Here is an 18,753-nt window from a genome sequence, read left to right on the forward strand (position 1 = left end):
CAATACATCCCATACTATCCGTATAAAGGAATGAGGTGACCTAATTTGAAGAAAAAGAAGATAATCATTCCATTAGTCATTGCAGGAAGTACAATCGTACTCTCATTTATTGGCTATCTGACCATTTTATTTTTAGGACATTATGTCATAGATGAAAAGAAGCTTGTATTTCACGCTTCATCCCAAATCATTGATCGGAATGGAAAAGAACTCACAAGTATGTATTCAGAAAATCGGGACCCTGTGTCAATAAAGGATGTACCTGATAAAGTAGCAAAAGCCTTTGTGTCTGTCGAGGACAAGCGGTTTTATGAGCATCATGGAATTGATGCGCAGTCAATTTCAAGGGCGGTTTATCGAGATATATTAGCAGGTGGAAAGGTAGAGGGCGGCAGTACAATTACTCAGCAGCTCGCAAAAAATATTTTTCTCACAAATGACAAAACCTTTCTGCGAAAAACAAAAGAAGTCATCATTGCAATTAATTTAGAAAGAGATTATTCAAAGGATAAGCTGCTTGAAATGTATTTGAATCAGCTTTACTTCGGTCATGGCGTCTACGGTATCCAAGCAGCAGCCAATTATTACTTTAGTAAAGATGTGAAAGATTTAACGGTCAGCGAAGGGGCTACACTCGCTGCGATGCCAAAGGCGCCGTCTACTTACTCGCCTGTTTTACACCCTGATAAAAATAAACAAAGACGGGACACGATTCTTAACTTAATGAATGAGCAAGGATATTTATCATCAACAGAAACAGTAGAAGCAAAAGGGAGAACACTAGGCATTCATTTAAAAAAGAAATCAGAAACGCCTTGGGTCGATAGCTATGTCGATCTTATCATTAAGGAAGCAGAATCAGAGTATGCCATTTCACATGAACAATTGCTTCAAGGTGGTTATACCATAACAGTTCCGATTGATATGAATCTGCAAAAGGTCACCTACGATGCGATGAAAAACAACCGTTATTTCCCGGGAAAAAGCGGTTCTCCTGAAAGCAGTGCCATCTTTATTGATAATGAGTCAGGCGGAGTAAAAGCAGCAATTGGAGGACGAGAATATCAAGCGAGGGGTTATAACAGGGTGACCGCTGTTAGACAGCCTGGATCTGTTTTCAAGCCAATCGCGGTATATGGACCTGCGCTGCAGGAGAAAAAATTCCGACCTTATTCCCTGCTTGAAGACGAAGAAAAAAGCTATGACGGTTATTCACCAAAGAATTACGATGGACAGTATGAAGGCAAGGTCACGATGGTGGAGGCCCTCATGAAAAGTAAGAATACAGCAGCGGTGTGGACATTAAGCCAGCTAGGTATTGATACTTCAAAAACATATCTCGAGAAAATGGGAATCGATATTTCGGATCAAGGACTTGCCATGGCGCTTGGCGGTTTAGAAAAAGGGGTTTCTCCACTTCAAATCGCAGGAGCTTTCCACACATTTGCAAACGAAGGCGTATATCAAAAGCCTTTCTTCATTCAGAAAATCACCAATGATGAAGGAGAAACGGTAAAGAAAAATCGCAGTAAGCCAGAACGAGTGTTTAGCGTGCAGAATGCTTGGAATATGACAAGAATGCTGCAGCAAGTCGTCAAAGGCGGAACAGCCCAAAGCGGTTCATATGCTGGAGATTTAGCTGGTAAAACTGGCACAACCACATATTCAGGTGTGAAGGGTGCAACAAAAGATGCTTGGTTTGCCGGCTATACGCCAAGTACAACGGGTGCGATTTGGATGGGGTATGACAAAACCGATAACAGTCACTATTTAACTGGCGGAAGTCAATACCCAGTGCAGCTGTTTAAGGATATTTTAACGGCAGCCCAAATAACGAATGAAACGTTTAAAAAACCAGAGGGGATTAAAGAACTTCAAGCGCCAATTCATTTAGAGGGACTATCAGGATTTGAAGCCCGCTATGCGTTTAAAATCAAAGGATTGTTTACATTAGAGCTGTCTTGGGAGAAGCAAGAGGATAAACGGGTTGAATACCGTATTTATGAAAAGAGGAATGGGAACGAGACGCTGATCGATTCAGTGACAGGCGTAGGCAGCTACACAATGCCGTATGCCAATGTGTTTTCAGATGCGGAGTATAAGGTGGTTCCATATAATACCCAAACGCAAGAAGAAGGAGAAGGCAGTCCATATGTCAAGCCAGAGGCTTTTGGACGTTAATATTCGGCGATTTTTTGAACAATGAGCCGGTTTAGTATACCGTGCCTTGAAAAAGCGGTATAGTAAAAGCAGTGTTTGAGCCTTATACAAAGAGAGTGTAAGGCGAAAGGTGGAATGAAAGGTAATGGGAAAAACGAAGGCTTTTAATGACACGTTCTTAAAGGCGTGCAAAGGGGAAAAAACAGACCATGTACCAGTTTGGTATATGAGGCAGGCAGGACGCTCACAGCCTGAATATCGTGCCCTTAAAGAAAAGTACGGGCTATTTGAAATTACGCATCAGCCAGAGCTATGTGCTTATGTAACACGACTTCCTGTAGAACAATATGGTGTAGATGCCGCGATTTTATATAAAGATATTATGACCCCGCTTCCAGCTATTGGAGTGGACGTTGAAATTAAAAATGGCATTGGACCTGTCATTGATTCACCGATTCGGACAAAAGCAGATATCGAACGTCTTGGGGAACTTCATCCTGAAGAAGACCTGCCATATGTGCTTGACACCATTCAGCTTTTAACGAAGGAGCAGCTGAATGTACCGCTCATCGGTTTTGCTGGTGCACCATTTACGATGGCTAGCTATATGATTGAAGGCGGTCCATCTAAAAACTATCATAAAACAAAAGCGCTCATGTACAGTGAGCCTGAGACATGGATGCTGCTCATGAACAAATTAGCTGATATGACGATCACGTACATACGCGCGCAGGTAAAAGCAGGGGTCAGTGCGTTTCAAATCTTCGACTCATGGGTGGGCGCTTTAAATGCAGCAGACTACCGGACATTCATTAAACCTGTCATGCAGCGAATTTTCACAGAGTTGAAGAGTGAAAATGTACCAATGATCATGTACGGAGTTGGTGCAAGCCATCTCGTGAAAGATTGGCATGACCTGCCGCTAGACGTCGTTGGACTTGATTGGCGTATGAGTGTAGACGAAGCGCGAAAAGAAGGGCTCACAAAAACGTTACAAGGAAATCTTGATCCAACGATCTTACTTTCTCCTTGGGAAGTCATTGAAGAAAGAGCAAAAGACATATTAGATCAAGGGATGAAATCAGATCACTTCATCTTTAACCTAGGTCATGGGGTATTTCCAGATGTTTCACCAGATACGTTAAAGAAGCTGACCGATTTTATTCACGACTATTCAGCTACACATAAAAAATCATCCATCTAAACTATTTCAATAGATCTGAAGGAGTGTTGGTTGTGGAGAAAAAGAAAATGGGGCTTCTTGTCATGGCATATGGCACCCCATATAAAGAAGAAGACATTGAGCGTTATTATACACATATTCGTAGAGGCAGAAAGCCGGAGCCGGAAATGCTGCAAGATTTAAAGGATCGCTACAAGGCAATCGGCGGTATTTCTCCTTTATCAAAAATTACAGAGCAGCAGGCACATGGTTTGTGTGATCACTTGAATGACATTCAAGACGACATTGAATTTCATGTGTACATTGGCTTAAAACATATCGAGCCTTTCATCGAGGATGCAGTTGCTGACATGCACAGGGACGGCATGACAGAAGCTGTGAGTATCGTTTTAGCGCCGCATTTCTCTACCTTTAGTGTGAAATCATATAACAAACGTGCACAAGATGAGGCAGACAAGCTTGGCAATCTACAGATTACGTCTGTTGAAAGCTGGTACGATGAGCCGAAGTTTGTGGACTATTGGGTGAAGCAAGTGAAGGATACGTATGCATCAATGAGTCAAGAGGAAAGAGATTCCGCGGTACTTATTGTGTCTGCACACAGCCTTCCTGAAAAAATTATTGCAGCAGGAGATCCATATCCTGATCAGCTCGCACAATCTGCCAAAATGATTGCAGAAGGTGCGGGAATTGAACACTATGAAATTGGCTGGCAAAGTGAAGGCAATACGCCGGATCCATGGCTTGGACCAGACGTACAAGACTTAACGCGGGACTTATTTGAACAAAAAGGCTATCAAACATTCGTGTATGTGCCTGTTGGTTTTGTCGCTGATCATCTTGAAGTGTTATACGACAACGATTATGAATGTAAAGTCGTGACAGATGAAATTGGTGCAGCCTACTATCGTCCAGAAATGCCAAATGCGAAACCAGCATTTATTGATGCTCTGGCAACAGTCGTATTAAAGAAGCTTGACGAAAGCAAGTAATCATATAAAAGAAGGCGATCCTATGCATGACAATCAAAAACACCTTGTCATCATTGGCGGTGGCATCACTGGTTTAGCCGCCGCCTTCTATTTGGAAAAGGAAGTCGAAGAAAAAGGTCTTCCGATTCAAATATCACTTATTGAAGCGAGCCCTAGGCTAGGTGGAAAAATACAAACATTATATAAAGACGGCTACATCATTGAACGTGGACCTGATTCATTTTTAGAAAGAAAGGTCAGTGGGCCGCAGCTTGCGAAAGATGTCGGTCTGTCCGATCAGCTCGTCAATAATGAAACTGGGCAAGCGTATGTACTGGTCAATGAAAAGCTTCACCCGATGCCAAAGGGTGCTGTTATGGGCATTCCAACTCAAATCAGCCCATTTATTACAACTGGTCTTTTTTCAGTTGCGGGAAAAGCAAGAGCGGCGATGGATTTCGTGTTGCCAAAAAGCAAGCAGACCGAAGATCAGTCGCTTGGTGAATTTTTTAGAAGACGTGTGGGTGATGAGGTCGTTGAGAATTTAATTGAACCGCTTCTATCAGGCATTTATGCAGGGGATATTGACCGCCTGAGCTTAATGTCCACCTTCCCGCAATTTTATCAAACAGAACAGCAGCATCGCAGTTTGATTCTTGGGATGAAAAAATCACAGCAGCATGCGAAAGCGCAGCAGGTGACTGCGAAAAAACAAGGACAGTTCCAAACGATCAATCAAGGGTTGCAGTCGCTTGTGGAAGCAGTAGAAAGTAAGCTCAAGCTGACAAAGGTGTATAAAGGGACAAAAGTAAAACAGATTGAAAAAACGGATGGAGGCTATGGCTTGCAATTAGACAGCGGTCAAACGCTTTTTGCCGATTCAGCCATTGTCACGACGCCGCATCAATCGATTTATTCCATGTTTCCTAAAGAAGCAGGGCTAGAGTATTTGCATGACATGACCTCTACTTCTGTTGCAACAGTAGCACTCGGTTTTAAAGAAGAGGATGTTCATAATGAATATGACGGCACTGGTTTTGTTATCTCAAGAAACAGTGATTTCTCTATTACGGCCTGTACGTGGACAAACAAAAAGTGGCCGCATACCGCTCCGAAAGGAAAAACGCTATTGCGTGCGTATGTCGGAAAAGCTGGTGACGAATCGATTGTCGAGCAGTCAGACAGTCAAATCGTCAGCATCGTGCTAGAAGATTTAAAGAAAATCATGGATATTAAAGCAGATCCAGAATTGACGACAGTGACTCGCTGGAAGACAAGTATGCCGCAATATCACGTCGGTCATCAGAAAGCTATTTCGAACATGCGAGAAACGTTTAAGCAATCATATCCTGGTGTTTATATCACAGGTGCTGCATTTGAAGGTGTTGGAATCCCTGATTGTATTGATCAAGGAAAAGCCGCCATCTCAGAGGCTGTATCGTATCTATTTTCATAAAAAACAACTCCCTTTTCTGTCATGGAAAGGGAGTTTTTCATGTTCGAATCATTCAAAAAGAGTTGGGAATCATAAATGTGAACAAAGTTGTTGCATCTGGGGAAAAGGATATGGTATATTACTTTCTGTACTTAATGACCAAAACGTTCAAATAGTCATTTCGGGAGTGAGAACATGAGTGTTGATAGGAGACAAATGATTTTAGAGGGTGCGACGAAAGCATTTACTCAATTCGGGTATAAAGCGACCACAATGGACCTTGTGGCAAAGCTTGCCAACGTCGGAAAAGGAACCATTTATACATTTTTCAAAAACAAAGAAGAGTTGTTTGATGAAATTTTCACATCCCTTTTACTAGAGATGAGGAAAATTGCGGATGAGGCAATTGATGAGAAGAATAGTTTCTCTGAAAACCTTCACTTAGCACTCTTTGCAATTTTAGAATTTCGAAAAAACCACCAGCTCACAATTAAGATTTTTCAGGAAAATGCAGAGCTTGGCACGTCAGCGGTCAAGGAAATGATCGAAAAAATGGAGCAGATGATCATTCGCTATATCAAAATGAAAGTGCAAGAAGCGATGGATAAAGGCGACATTAAGCCTTGTGATCCTGAATTGACTGCATTTGTGATGGTGAAACTATATATTGCACTGATTTTTGATTGGGAAAAGCGATACGAGCCTTTAACAAAAGAAGAGGTAGCCGAATCGCTGGAGCTTTATGTCTTAAAAGGACTATCTGCAACAACATAATTTTTTTGAGTTCAAATGACCAAATTTTATATTTAGTCATTCATCTATGGGAGGAAAACAGCAATGAATTTAATTCGGAATCAATGGAAGGACATTGTAACGAGCAAAAAACTACTGATCCCGATTTTAGCTGTCTTATTTATTCCGCTGATTTACAGTGGTGTATTTTTAAAAGCATACTGGGACCCTTATGGTACAGTTGATCAATTGCCTGTAGCGGTTGTCAACTTGGATGAAGGCAGTCATTATGACGGGAAAACCCTTCAAGTCGGCGATGATTTAGTAAAGGAATTAAAGAAAAACGATAATTTCAAATGGAACTTTGTCGATAGTCATGAAAAGGCTATAAAAGGATTAAATAACGAGGACTATTACCTCGTGGTGGAAATACCAAAGAATTTCTCGAAAAATGCAAGTACAGTGCTAGATAAACATCCGAAAAAATCGAATCTGAAATATTATACGAATCCAGGCGCCAACTATGCGGCGTCACAAATTGCGAATAATGCCATTATCAAATTAAAAGATTCGGTTTCAAAAGAAGTCACAAAAAATTACGCCGAGGTCATCTTTGATAACTTCAAAACGATTGCAAAAGGATTAGATCAAGCAAGCGATGGCGCGAAGAAAATTGATGACGGAACAAAAAGCGCAAAAGATGGCAGTACGAAATTAAAAGACAACTTAGCCAAATTGGCTGAAGGTACGTTAACCTATAGCGAAGGTGTTCATCAGTTCGCAGGGAAAATGGGTGAACTGAACACAGGCATACAGTCTCTAGACAGTGGGCTTGGTCAGCTCCTAACAGGCTATCAAACCATTGATCAGAAATTTGGAGAGCTTGGTACAGGAATTGATACATTAACCGAAGGATTAAACACAAGCCGAGAAGGACATCAGCAGCTCGCTTCTAAAATGCCGCAATTCACAGCAGGCATTGAGCAGCTAAACAACAAAGCCCAATCCTTTTCGGAAAAAATTGCAGCAGTAGAAAAAGTCTTGTCGTCACCAGAATTAGCGAATTTAGAGAAGATGGCGCCTAAACTCGATCAGGTGAAAGAAGACGCAAAAACGTTCAGTACAAAACTTGCTTCATTAAAAGAAGCACTATCAAATCGAGATGCTAATGTAAAAAGCATTATCCAGAACAGCTCCATGACAGATGAAGAGAAAAAGGCGGCAATGGATCAGCTTGACAGTCTGCCTAAAATCGAACTGCCTGATCTGTCTGGACTCGAACAAAGCTTAGCGGCCTTGCAGGAACTGCCTGATGCAAGTGAGGTTCAACAAGCAGTTACATCTGCAAAAGCGCAGCTGCAGCAAGTCAAACAGCTGCCAGAGAAAACAGAACAGCTGTACACATCTACAGTTGCGATACAAAATGCGATCGACCAAATGACGTCTGGTACGAATAAATTGTATCAAGGTGCACTGAAGCTTCAAACAGGTCAAGGCCAATTACAAGATGGCCTGCAAACAGCAAATGGAAAGCTTGATACAGCGAAAAGCGGTGCGGATAAGCTTGCGAATGGATCAAGCCAGCTGAGCGCAGCGTTAAATAAGCTGGAAAGTGGTTCAACAAATATCCAAAGCAATACATCTAAGCTTGCCGAAGGCTCAAAATCGCTTGATAAAGGATTGGGAGATTTAAAGAGCGGTACAGGTAAGCTGTCCAATAAATTGAAAAGCGCCGCTGATGAAACAGGAGAAATTGATGCGGGGCAAGACAATTACAATATGATTGCTAGCCCAGTTAAAACAGAAAATGATACAGCGAAGAAGATTGATAATTATGGAACAGGGCTCACGCCTTATATTTTATCCATGGGACTCTTTGTTGGGGCTCTAATGCTCACCGTCGTATTCCCAATGAAAGACCCTGCTGGCCGCCCTAGAAATGCGTTTGAATGGTTTGTCAGCAAATATAGCGTGCTTCTACTTGTCGGTATCCTTCAAGCAGTCATTGCAAGTACGATGCTCATCTTTGGGCTTGGTCTTGAGGTGGAAAGCCTCTGGCGCTTCTATCTCTTTGCGATCGTCGTCAGTCTGACATTCTTAGCGATTATTCAGCTGCTAGCAACAACAATGGGGAACCCAGGACGCTTCATTGCCGTCATTATCTTAGTTCTTCAGCTCGCAGCAAGTGCTGGTACATTCCCGCTTGAGCTTGTGCCGAAGTTCTTCCAAGTCATTCATAGTCTGCTTCCAATGACGTATACAATCAATGGATTTAGAACGATCATTGCAAGCGGTGATGACAGCTATTTATGGCACCAAGCAGCGATTCTCGGTACAGTTGCGATCATCATGATGGCGGCAACAACTGCATACTTTGCTTGGAACGTAAGAAAAATGAAACAAGACGAAGCTTAATCAATGAATCCTTTCTCTTGATAGAGGAAGGATTTTTGATTTGAAATTAGACATCTTGAACCCGAAGCGATATATTTTAATGGAAGGAATTGCTTTCACACAAAGGAGGAAATGCCGAATGACTACTGAAGTAAACGAAACCGTTCAGCTAATTCAAAAGCTCGTATCGATCCCAAGTCCGTCAGGGAATACAGAAAAGGTGATCGGCTTTGTTGAACGCTTTTTACAAGATGTAAATATTGAGACAAAACGAAATCGTAAGGGCGGCTTAATTGCTACTATTAAAGGAACTGATGACAAGGAACACCGCATGCTGACAGCACATGTCGATACGCTCGGTGCAATGGTAAAGGAAATTAAATCAAATGGACGGCTTCGTCTTGCACTCATTGGAGGCTTTCAATATAACTCAATTGAAGGCGAATATTGTGAAATTGAAACAGCAACAGGTCATACATACACAGGTACTATTCTTATGCATCAAACGTCCGTTCATGTCTATGCGGATGCAGGAAAAGCAAAACGAAACCAAGAAAATATGGAGATTCGTCTCGATGAAAAGGTGAAAAATGCAGACGATGTCAAAGCACTTGGGATTCAAGTAGGGGACTTTATCTCATTTGATCCTAGAGTGGAAGTGACGTCATCAGGTTTTATTAAATCAAGACACCTTGATGACAAGGCAAGTGTAGCGCTTTTGCTACGACTCATCCACCGCATTCAAAAGGAAAATATCACACTGCCGCATACGACGCACTTCTTAATTTCCAATAATGAAGAGATTGGCTACGGAGGTAACTCCAATATTCCCGAAGAAACGGTGGAATATCTTGCTGTCGATATGGGAGCGATCGGCGATGGTCAATCAACAGATGAATATAGCGTGTCTATTTGTGTGAAGGACTCAAGCGGTCCTTATCATTATGGATTACGCAAGCATTTAGCTGCATTAGCAGAAGAGAACAACATAGATTACCGTTTAGATATTTACCCTTATTACGGCTCTGATGCATCAGCAGCGATTCGAGCAGGGCATGATATCATTCATGGACTGATTGGTCCGGGGATCGATTCCTCGCATGCTTTTGAACGAACGCATGAAGATTCCCTTGTCCATACAGCGAATCTTCTTTATCACTACGTGCAATCATCCTTAATCACAGTATAAAAAAAGAACCCCATTTATCGGGGTTCTTTTTCATTAGCTTGAAAGCTGTGTCGGTTCAGGTACATCTTGTCCAGTCATCACGCGATGTCCTTTTTCAGGGTCATATTGCCCTTCCCATTTAGACATCACAACAGCTGCAAGTGCATTTCCTGTTAAGTTAACAACTGTTCGCGCCATATCCATGATACGATCCACACCTGCAATAAATGCAAGACCTTCAGCAGGAACACCAATCGTTCCTAATGTGGCGAGTAATACAACAAAGGACGTACCAGGAACGGCAGCCATTCCTTTAGATGTCACCATCAGCACAAGAACAAGTGTGAGCTGCTGGACGATCGTGAGGTCAATGCCATATACCTGTGCAAGGAAAAGCGCAGCAATCGCTTGATACAAGACGGAGCCGTCCAGGTTAAACGTATAACCGATTGGGATAACAAAAGAAACAATTCCCTTCGGACATCCAATGCGCTCCATTTTATCCATGACTCTTGGTAAAACTGTTTCAGAGCTTGATGTACTAAAGGCAAGAAGCATTTCGTCTTTCATGTAAGCAAGAAATCTGAAAATATTGACGCCAATCATCTTTCCAATAATTCCGAATACAACGATAAGGAAGAGAGCGAGCGCAAAATAAACAAGACCTACAAGCTTACCTAATGAAATAAGAGATTCAAGACCAAATTTTGATACAGTCACGCCAATGAGTGCGAAGACACCAAATGGTGCAGCTTTCATCACAACATTGACGACATGGAACATGGCGTGTGATACACCTTCAAAGAAGGCGAGCACTGGTTTGCCGCGTTCACCAATGGCAGAAACGCCAAGAGCAAATAGCACAGTGAAGAAAATAATCGCAAGCAAATCACCTTCCGCCAATGATTGGAAGAAGTTCGTTGGAACGATATGAAGGAACGTATCAGCAACTGATTTGCTGCTTTGCTCTTTTTCCGTTTCAACATACTGGCTAATATCTTGTTTTTCCGTATTTCCAAAGTCAACGCCTGCACCAGGTTGAACAAAGTTAGCAAGCACAAGACCAAGGATAATCGCAAATGTTGTGATAATTTCAAAATAAAGAATGGTTCTAAAACCAAGCTTCCCTACCTTTTTACCATCACCGGCACCTGCAACTCCTAAAATTAAGCTAGATACGACAATTGGTATAACAATCATCTTAATGAGTCTTAAGAAGAAGTCTCCAATTGGTTTTAAATAAGTCTCAACGCCTGGGTTACCGAAAAAGATTGCCCCAACAACGACACCGAGAATAAGACCGATTAGGATTTGTGTCGCTAATCCAAATTTTAATTTTTTCATAGATTTCCTCCCTAACATATTCATTAAAGGAATATTCCCATCATATTAAGTTTTAATATATGAATTAAAGTATAACTAAAATTAAAGAGTTTCGTCCACGATTAAATTATATTAAGAAAATACAAAATTGTTTGAAAAAATGAACATTTAGAACCTCCATTATTGATTCAAGTCAATAAAAAGTGCCTTCGGAACTAAAACTCATCAGATGAAAATACTAAAAAACCCTTTTAGGACAAGGGTTTTACCTTTTTACCTATTTTTCAGAAAAAATAAAAAGCACTTTTGACTCCAACTGACGACGGAGGAAAAAAGTGCTTTTTAATTCAATTTATTACCTTATTTAAGATAACTTACTTGTGAGCATTCCTCACATTCATTACCGTAACACTCGTGTTGTTCCATTAAATCATTTCCACATTTTGTGCATTTTTTTGAAGGCAAATTTCTAAAAAATTCTGTGATTTTTCCTAGCATTTGTCATCCTCCAATACGTTTTGTTGCTATTATTGTATTATAACAGATTGATATTTGTCAATCTGTTTTGTAACAATAGGCAAGAAGAATGCTTTTTTCATGAAAAATGGGTATATTGTAAGAAGGGGATTTTTAGAAAAGGAGGGAAAAATGACGATGAAATTAACTGTCATTGGATGCTACGGAGGATTCCCGGCCGCTGGTGAAGCGACGTCAGGGTATCTTTTTGAATCAGATGGCTTTCGTCTACTTGTAGACTGCGGAAGCGGTGTTCTTTCCAAACTGCAGCAATACATAGATATAGAAGAACTAGATGCTGTTCTCCTTTCTCATTATCACCACGATCATATTGCAGATATCGGACCACTCCAATATGCGAAGCTAGTGGGATATCATTTAGGAAAAAGCAGCGGTCCGCTTCCGATCTATGGACATACAGGTAATCAAGAAGCATTTGGGCGGCTTGCGGATGATGTACATACTAAGGCAAAGGCTTATCAGCCAGAAGAGGGTATTCAAATTGGTCCATTTCAAATTGATTTTTTGAAAACGGTTCATCCGGCAGAATGCTATGCGATGAGAATTCAGGCGGGGGATGCTGTGGTGGTGTATACAGCAGACTCAAGTGATCAGGAGGCATTTATCCCATTTAGCAAGGATGCAGATCTACTGATTGCTGAAAGCAATTTTTACGCTGGACAGGATGGATCGAGTGCAGGACATATGAATAGTACAGAGGTGGGCAAACTTGCAAAGGAAGCAAATGTCGGGGAACTGATCATCACCCACCTGCCCCATTTTGGTCGTCATAAAGACCTAGTCAATGAAGCACAGGCGTTATATACTGGCAATATACAGCTTGCCCATTCAGGGCTTAGATGGAACAAGGAAGGAAGATAGAGATGCTGTTTATCGATAACGAACAACATTATGATCCAATGATTAATTTGGCAATTGAAGAATATTGCTTAAAATATTTAGACCCAGAAGAAACGTACTTGCTGTTCTATATTAACCAGCCGTCGATTATTATAGGAAAGAACCAAAATACAATAGAAGAAATCAACACGAAGTATGTGGAAGACAACGGCATCAAAGTTGTCCGCCGCCTGTCCGGTGGTGGCGCAGTTTACCATGACAAAGGAAACTTAAACTTCAGCTTTATCACAAAAGACGATGGGGACAGCTTCCATAATTTTAAAAAGTTTACGGAGCCAGTCATCCAAGCGCTTGAAAAGCTAGGCGTCAAAGCTGAATTAAGTGGCAGAAATGACATCATGGCAGAAGGTCGAAAAATTTCTGGAAATGCCCAGTTCGCAACACGAGGACGTATTTTCAGCCATGGCACGCTGCTATTTGATTCAGAAATTGAACATGTTGTTTCGGCTTTAAATGTGAAAAAAGAAAAGATTGAATCAAAAGGCATTAAATCCATTAGGAGCAGGGTTGCCAATATTAGTGAATTAATGGATCAAAAGATGACAACAGAAGAATTTAGAAAAATTCTGTTAAGCTACATTTTCGATACGAATGGGGATGTTCCTCAATATCAGTTGACTGAGAAGGATTGGGAAAAGATTCACGAGATTTCTCGGGAACGATATCAAAAATGGGAATGGAACTACGGCCGTTCACCGAAATTTAATTTACAGCATTCTAAAAGATTCTCAGCAGGCTCCATTGATCTTCGATTAGAAGTGAAAAAAGGGATGATCCAGGACTGCAAGATCTTTGGTGATTTCTTCGGTGTAGGGGATATTGCTGATATTGAAAAAAGACTCATTGGGCAACAATATGATCGCAAAACGATCAGCGACGTATTAGAAGATATGGACATGCGCCACTACTTCGGCAATGTATCAAAAGAGGATTTTCTTGATTTGATTTATTAAGAGGGACAAGCACGGCTAGAGATAGCGGTGCTTTTTTGATTGAAAGAATTGAAAGCGATTTACATTTGATCTTGTGGATTTTTTCGATTGTCTATTATAATAGAAAGGAGGAATGTTTGGCCATAAAATGAATGGTTATTCATTCATTGATGACATGTAAGGGGTGGGAGAATGGATTTGATCAAAAATCTAGAGCAGACGGCGATGACGAAGGGAGAAGATATCGCACTGATCTTTGAAGGAAATCAGTGGACCTATCGAGAGCTCATGACAAGTATCGAGCGCTTTGCAGATGGATTAGTGGGCGAAGGATTTCAAGCCGGGGATCATATCGCGCTTATTTTAGGAAATTCACCGCATTTTGTCATTTCTTTTTTTGGTGCTTTAAAAGCCGGGCTTGTCGTAGTACCAATCAATCCAACATACACGCCTAGTGAAATTGGCTATATGCTGATTACAGGTGATGTAAAAGGCATTGTTGCCCCTGAACAACTGCTGCCAGTGTACGAGCAAGTGTATGAACAGCTTCCGTCTATTGAACGGGTGATTATTTGTGCAGAAAATGAATCTGCGTGCAGATCAAGTTTTAAGGAAGTATCAGATCAACTTGTCTTCTTTGGAAAGCTTGTGTCTGGTCATGCGAAAGAGAACGTGCATCCATCTATTCATCAGGACGATACGGCAGTTATTTTATTTACATCTGGCACGACAGGAAAACCAAAGGGTGCGATGCTGACTCATTTCAACCTGTATTCAAATGCCAGAGACGTTGCTGAGTACCTATCCATTGATGAAAAGGACAAGGTGATTGCTGCATTGCCGATGTTCCATGTATTTTGTTTAACGGTTTGTATGAATGCACCATTGATTCATGGCGCGACCATCTATGTCCTGCCGCATTTCAGCCCATCAGAGCTTTTGCGTATGATGGAAAAAGAGAAGCCAACGTTATTTGTTGGTGTTCCAACTATGTATAACTATTTGTACCGCCAGGAAGGGCATGAGAAAGCAATGTCCTCTGTGAGGATTTGTATATCAGGCGGTGCCTCAATGCCTGTTGCTTTACTTCACGGTTTTGAGAAAAAATTTGGTGTCACGGTGCTGGAGGGTTACGGATTATCAGAGGCTTCCCCAGTAACTGCATTCAATCCTCTTGATGGAAAAAGAAAACCCGGTTCAGTCGGGACCGACATTATGAATGTGAAGAATAAGATTGTGAATGAACTGGGAGAAGAAGTCGGTCCAAATGAAGTCGGAGAGCTCATAGCAAAAGGACCCAACATTATGAAAGGCTATTATCAAATGCCAGAAGATACTGAAGCTGCACTAAGAGACGGATGGCTGTACACCGGTGATTTAGCAAGAAGAGATGAAGAAGGATACATTTATATTGTCGATCGGAAAAAGGATATGATTCTTGTTGGCGGTTATAATGTGTATCCAAGAGAAGTAGAAGAAGTGCTTTATCAACATGAAGCTGTAGCAGAAGCCGTTGTCATCGGTGTGCCAGATCCGAACACCGGAGAGGCTGTCGTCTGTTACATTTCCCCCAAGAAACATGCTCACATCGATCAAGAAGACATCATCACACATTGTTCACGCTTTTTAGCGAAATATAAGCAGCCCCAAACGATCCATTTCATAGATGATATTCCAAAGAACACAACAGGTAAAATTTTAAGAAGAGCACTAAAGGAAAAGTATCAAGCAGAGGAAAGTAAATAAGAAAAGGGGGTCTCTTATGAAGAGACTCCCTTAGTGTGCTAAGGTTCTATCACGCTGATAAGAAGACAAAGGGATAAAATAAAATTTCAGCCCTTTAGAATGGCTTCTTTTAACTGTTTCTGAAAAGAATTAGACTGTTTTTGATTCAGCTCATAATAAGTCCCATCTACTAAAAAAACGACCTGCGAACGGTTTGTCCAAAGCTGAAAGGTGGTGCCGTTTGTTCGGCCGTACATCACCTTGGCGATATAATCTGGTTTCTTTAAATTTTTCTTGAGATGATTGCTTGTTTGTTTGCCTTTGTTTAATTCTTCTATTAAGTCTTCTGCTGTGTCCTTATCATCTATTTCATAAGAAGTGGACTCGTTTTCAGATGAAAGGAGCAATTTTTCAGCTCGATTCTCATCAAAGATTTCGCTCGTCCGGCTGAATACATAAAAGAAGGTAATAAGTAAAAGTCCAAAGATCACAACTCCTGCAAGGATTTTCTTCATTTCGATCCTCCAACTCTCTATTTTATATGTAGCATCTCCGATTTTCGAGTAGCATAATCATTTTTTTCGTGAAAGCTTTTTCAGATAGGGCATGCTATGATGGAGCCACATGAGACAGGTTCTAAACAAAATAATGGATGATTAGAATAGAGAGAGGGATGGAAAGGAGGCTGACCTGTGCGAGTACGTAAATGGGTAGCTCTTGCAACGGTAGCATACATATTGTACGGTCTTTTTATTTATTCTTATTTGTTTCTATTTGGAGATGCATCGGTTCCTGACAGTGTAAAAGGAACAAGTGCAGATCCGCATACCTTTATGAGAAGCCATGAGCTTGCCATCAGCGAGAATTTCTCGAGATTACGTAACTTGCTATTTTTCATGACAATTCCATTAGATTGGTATGTCTTTTTTCTTCTGCTCATTTCAGGGTTTTCACGAAAATTAGCAGACTGGAGCCTGGCAGCAGCTCGTTTCACATTTTTAAGTAAACTTGTATATGTGTTTGTGCTGTCGCTTTTGACAATGCTGATTTCACTTCCCATTAAGTGGATTGGTTATCAGCTGTCTTTGCACTACGGAGTATCTGCTCAAAGTACGGTAAGCTGGTTGAAAGATCAAATTCTAGATTTCTGGATTCAATATCCGCTTCTTGCCCTATGTGCTATTGTATTCTTTTGGCTTATTCAAAAAAGAAGAAAGCGCTGGTGGCTGTATGCCTGGTGTTTGACAGTTCCATTCACGCTATTTCTCTTCTTTATACAGCCGGTCGTCATTGATCCGTTATATAACAATTTTTATCCACTAAAGGATCAAGCTCTTGAGAACAAGATCTTAACACTTGCAGACAAAGCTCATATCCCGGCAGGTCATGTATATGAGGTCAATATGTCTGAGAAAACGAACACGATGAATGCTTATGTCACAGGGATTGGTGAAAATAAGCGTATTGTGTTATGGGATACGACACTGCAAAAGCTGAAAGATCGCGAAATTTTATTTATCATGGCACATGAAATGGGACATTACGTCATGAAGCATGTCTATATAGGATTAGCAGGATATCTAGTACTGTCACTTGCGGGATTTTTTGCGATCGACCGTCTCTATTTTTATTTCTATCGTAAAGGAGCAGTTCTATTTCGGCTGAGGGAGCCGCGCGACATCGCTGCTCTTCCGCTTCTTCTCATGATTGTATCGATGCTGTCATTTGCAGCATCACCTTTTACAAATGCAGTTTCAAGACATCAAGAACGTGCAGCTGATGAGTATGCGCTAAACCTGACAAAAGACGGAGAGGCAGGGGTGACGTCTTTTCAAAAACTTGCAAAATCAGGGCTGTCTCAGGTGAATCCGCCACTTTTAGTGAAGGTCTTCCGCTACGGGCACCCAACTATGATGGAGAGAATCATGGAAATGGAAAAAGCAGCGGAAAAAGAGGAAACGTCGAGGAAGCAATAAATAAAAAAATCCGGCTGTATGAGCCGGATTTTTTTATTGTTTAGTTAGAAGCCGCTTGAACGTTGATTAACCCTTTTCCGTAATAGAAGGAGTTACCAAGCGGTGTTGCTGTGTTTTCTAAGCGCTGGCGAACCTGAGAAGTTGATAGATTCGGGTACTTAGAAAGGATAAGCGCTGCTGCTCCTGCTACATGAGGAGACGCCATAGACGTTCCAGTATAAGATGTGTATCCACTGCTTGGTACTGTACTTAAAATAGAAGTACCAGGTGCAGAAACATCTAATTCAGGGCCTGCGCTAGAAGACGAATTTCTGACATTGTTGCTGTTTACATTGGCAACGGCAATGGTAGAATCATATTTTGCTGGATAGCCAACTGTACTTGTAGAGCCAGTGGAACCTGAGTTACCTGCAGCCGCCACAACAACGACTCCGCGGTTATTCGCTGTATCAACGGCATTTTTAAGCGCTGTTGAACCATTCGGTCCGCCTAAGCTCATGTTGATGACATCCATATTATTGGCTACTGCCCATTCAATACCGCTAATAATCCAGCTATATTGTCCGTCGCCATAGCGGTCTAATACTTTAACAGCATATAGGGAAGCACTTGGAGCGACCCCAAGAACACCAATTGTGTTATCAAGGGCAGCAATGGTTCCGGCTACGTGAGTTCCATGTGATTGAAAGTCTTGGGTGGCATTTGGCTCTGAAGGGACGAAGCTGGCACCGCCTGCAACATTTAAGTCAGGGTGGGCAGCGTGGATGCCCGTATCAAGGACAGCTACTTTGACATTAGCCCCTTTATAACCTTGAGCGTGTACAGCTGGAGCTTTGATTTGAGGGATTCCATAAGGGACGGTTTGTGCATATGCTTCTGCTTTGTGGTCTTCTTCTACGTAAGCAATGCTAGGGTCATGTTCAAGTTTTTTTGCGGCTTGTTCGGACATCTTTACTTGTGCGGCATTAATGAGACGATATTGCTTTTCTAGTTTTCCACCATTTTGAGTGACGGCTTGTTTCTTAGAGCTGTTTGTAGTGGCAGAGGCTTTAAAGCCAACAATATAGCTCTTTTCACTATCTGACTTTGAGACCGTCTCGGCATTTGCCATGGAGCCTCCAAACCCTGCTGAAAACAGAAGAGGGACAGCCAATAAAACACTTGTCATCACATTTTTCTTTTTCACGCACAATCCACATCCCTTTTTTCTTATTTCAGAATAATCATCCGTAGTCTATAAGAATGATCCGTTTGACTATTCTGTATATTCAGTTTAAGGGAAGTAGGCAAATAAGAGTAGACCCGAATTTTTGTGAA

The 18,753-nt window shown here is 41.4% G+C and carries 15 protein-coding genes; 11 read left to right on the forward strand and 4 right to left on the reverse strand.

Annotated elements, in window-relative coordinates:
- Nucleotides 1-45 precede the first annotated feature (45 nt).
- From MHH41_RS05030 to MHH41_RS05060, 7 genes are all read left to right on the forward strand, one after another.
- Nucleotides 46-2,181 (forward strand): transglycosylase domain-containing protein, encoded by a 2,136-nt coding sequence (locus MHH41_RS05030; RefSeq protein WP_340865811.1) that lies wholly within the window; start codon nt 46-48, stop codon nt 2,179-2,181.
- Nucleotides 2,182-2,305: 124 nt separating this feature from the next.
- Entirely contained in the window at nt 2,306-3,364 is a 1,059-nt protein-coding gene (gene hemE / locus MHH41_RS05035) for a uroporphyrinogen decarboxylase (RefSeq protein WP_003211982.1), read from the forward strand.
- A gap of 32 nt (nt 3,365-3,396) precedes the next feature.
- The gene (gene hemH / locus MHH41_RS05040) at nt 3,397-4,335 is read left to right on the forward strand and encodes a ferrochelatase (RefSeq protein WP_253622763.1); all 939 of its coding nucleotides are present in this window, start codon (nt 3,397-3,399) and stop codon (nt 4,333-4,335) included.
- Between the two features lie 22 nt (nt 4,336-4,357).
- Complete coding sequence (gene hemY / locus MHH41_RS05045; RefSeq protein ID WP_050945386.1) at nt 4,358-5,770, forward strand: protoporphyrinogen oxidase; 1,413 nt, start codon at nt 4,358-4,360, stop codon at nt 5,768-5,770.
- A 174-nt stretch (nt 5,771-5,944) separates the two neighbouring features.
- Nucleotides 5,945-6,523 (forward strand): TetR/AcrR family transcriptional regulator, encoded by a 579-nt coding sequence (locus MHH41_RS05050; protein WP_212046108.1) that lies wholly within the window; start codon nt 5,945-5,947, stop codon nt 6,521-6,523.
- Between the two features lie 63 nt (nt 6,524-6,586).
- Nucleotides 6,587-8,896, forward strand: a complete 2,310-nt coding sequence (locus MHH41_RS05055) for a YhgE/Pip domain-containing protein (RefSeq protein ID WP_321999200.1) — start codon at nt 6,587-6,589, stop codon at nt 8,894-8,896.
- 118 nt (nt 8,897-9,014) lie between these two features.
- Entirely contained in the window at nt 9,015-10,064 is a 1,050-nt protein-coding gene (locus tag MHH41_RS05060) for a M42 family metallopeptidase (RefSeq protein WP_003212389.1), read from the forward strand.
- A 33-nt stretch (nt 10,065-10,097) separates the two neighbouring features.
- Here MHH41_RS05060 and MHH41_RS05065 read toward each other — a convergent pair whose 3' ends face one another.
- Together MHH41_RS05065 and yhfH are read right to left on the reverse strand one after the other, a co-directional pair.
- Complete coding sequence (locus MHH41_RS05065; RefSeq protein ID WP_003211494.1) at nt 10,098-11,387, reverse strand: cation:dicarboxylate symporter family transporter; 1,290 nt, start codon at nt 11,385-11,387, stop codon at nt 10,098-10,100.
- Between the two features lie 339 nt (nt 11,388-11,726).
- Nucleotides 11,727-11,864 (reverse strand): protein YhfH, encoded by a 138-nt coding sequence (gene yhfH / locus MHH41_RS05070; RefSeq protein ID WP_008359029.1) that lies wholly within the window; start codon nt 11,862-11,864, stop codon nt 11,727-11,729.
- A gap of 156 nt (nt 11,865-12,020) precedes the next feature.
- On the opposite strand from yhfH, the gene MHH41_RS05075 reads away from it, so the two are divergent.
- The 3 genes from MHH41_RS05075 to MHH41_RS05085 all read left to right on the forward strand — a co-directional run bounded on the left by MHH41_RS05075 (nt 12,021) and on the right by MHH41_RS05085 (nt 15,481).
- Entirely contained in the window at nt 12,021-12,764 is a 744-nt protein-coding gene (locus MHH41_RS05075) for an MBL fold metallo-hydrolase (RefSeq protein WP_050945473.1), read from the forward strand.
- A gap of 2 nt (nt 12,765-12,766) precedes the next feature.
- Nucleotides 12,767-13,756 carry a lipoate--protein ligase gene (locus MHH41_RS05080; RefSeq protein WP_050945384.1) on the forward strand — a complete coding sequence of 330 codons (990 nt, stop codon included), beginning with the start codon at nt 12,767-12,769 and terminating at the stop codon, nt 13,754-13,756.
- 171 nt (nt 13,757-13,927) lie between these two features.
- A complete protein-coding gene (locus MHH41_RS05085) occupies nt 13,928-15,481 on the forward strand; it encodes a fatty acid--CoA ligase family protein (RefSeq protein WP_050945383.1) in 1,554 nt (517 codons plus the stop codon).
- Between the two features lie 86 nt (nt 15,482-15,567).
- Here MHH41_RS05085 and MHH41_RS05090 read toward each other — a convergent pair whose 3' ends face one another.
- Nucleotides 15,568-15,975, reverse strand: coding sequence for a hypothetical protein (locus MHH41_RS05090; protein ID WP_003211259.1), 408 nt, complete (start codon nt 15,973-15,975; stop codon nt 15,568-15,570).
- Between the two features lie 177 nt (nt 15,976-16,152).
- Between MHH41_RS05090 and MHH41_RS05095 the strand changes: the two genes are divergently transcribed.
- Nucleotides 16,153-17,436, forward strand: coding sequence for a M48 family metallopeptidase (locus tag MHH41_RS05095; RefSeq protein ID WP_321999195.1), 1,284 nt, complete (start codon nt 16,153-16,155; stop codon nt 17,434-17,436).
- A gap of 40 nt (nt 17,437-17,476) precedes the next feature.
- Here MHH41_RS05095 and MHH41_RS05100 read toward each other — a convergent pair whose 3' ends face one another.
- Nucleotides 17,477-18,622 (reverse strand): serine alkaline protease SapB, encoded by a 1,146-nt coding sequence (locus tag MHH41_RS05100; RefSeq protein ID WP_034620013.1) that lies wholly within the window; start codon nt 18,620-18,622, stop codon nt 17,477-17,479.
- Nucleotides 18,623-18,753: the final 131 nt, after the last annotated feature.

This window comes from Bacillus sp. FSL K6-1145 (assembly GCF_038003425.1).
Lineage (GTDB): Bacteria > Bacillota > Bacilli > Bacillales > Bacillaceae > Bacillus > Bacillus pumilus.

Coding starts and splice junctions, on each gene's coding strand:
- hemE (WP_003211982.1), top strand. CDS start 2,306: ATGGGAAAAACGAAGGCTTTTAATGACACGTTCTTAAAGGCGTGCAAA.
- hemY (WP_050945386.1), top strand. CDS start 4,358: ATGCATGACAATCAAAAACACCTTGTCATCATTGGCGGTGGCATCACT.
- MHH41_RS05050 (WP_212046108.1), top strand. CDS start 5,945: ATGAGTGTTGATAGGAGACAAATGATTTTAGAGGGTGCGACGAAAGCA.
- MHH41_RS05055 (WP_321999200.1), top strand. CDS start 6,587: ATGAATTTAATTCGGAATCAATGGAAGGACATTGTAACGAGCAAAAAA.
- MHH41_RS05060 (WP_003212389.1), top strand. CDS start 9,015: ATGACTACTGAAGTAAACGAAACCGTTCAGCTAATTCAAAAGCTCGTA.
- MHH41_RS05065 (WP_003211494.1), bottom strand. CDS start 11,387: ATGAAAAAATTAAAATTTGGATTAGCGACACAAATCCTAATCGGTCTT.
- yhfH (WP_008359029.1), bottom strand. CDS start 11,864: ATGCTAGGAAAAATCACAGAATTTTTTAGAAATTTGCCTTCAAAAAAA.
- MHH41_RS05075 (WP_050945473.1), top strand. CDS start 12,021: ATGAAATTAACTGTCATTGGATGCTACGGAGGATTCCCGGCCGCTGGT.
- MHH41_RS05080 (WP_050945384.1), top strand. CDS start 12,767: ATGCTGTTTATCGATAACGAACAACATTATGATCCAATGATTAATTTG.
- MHH41_RS05085 (WP_050945383.1), top strand. CDS start 13,928: ATGGATTTGATCAAAAATCTAGAGCAGACGGCGATGACGAAGGGAGAA.
- MHH41_RS05090 (WP_003211259.1), bottom strand. CDS start 15,975: ATGAAGAAAATCCTTGCAGGAGTTGTGATCTTTGGACTTTTACTTATT.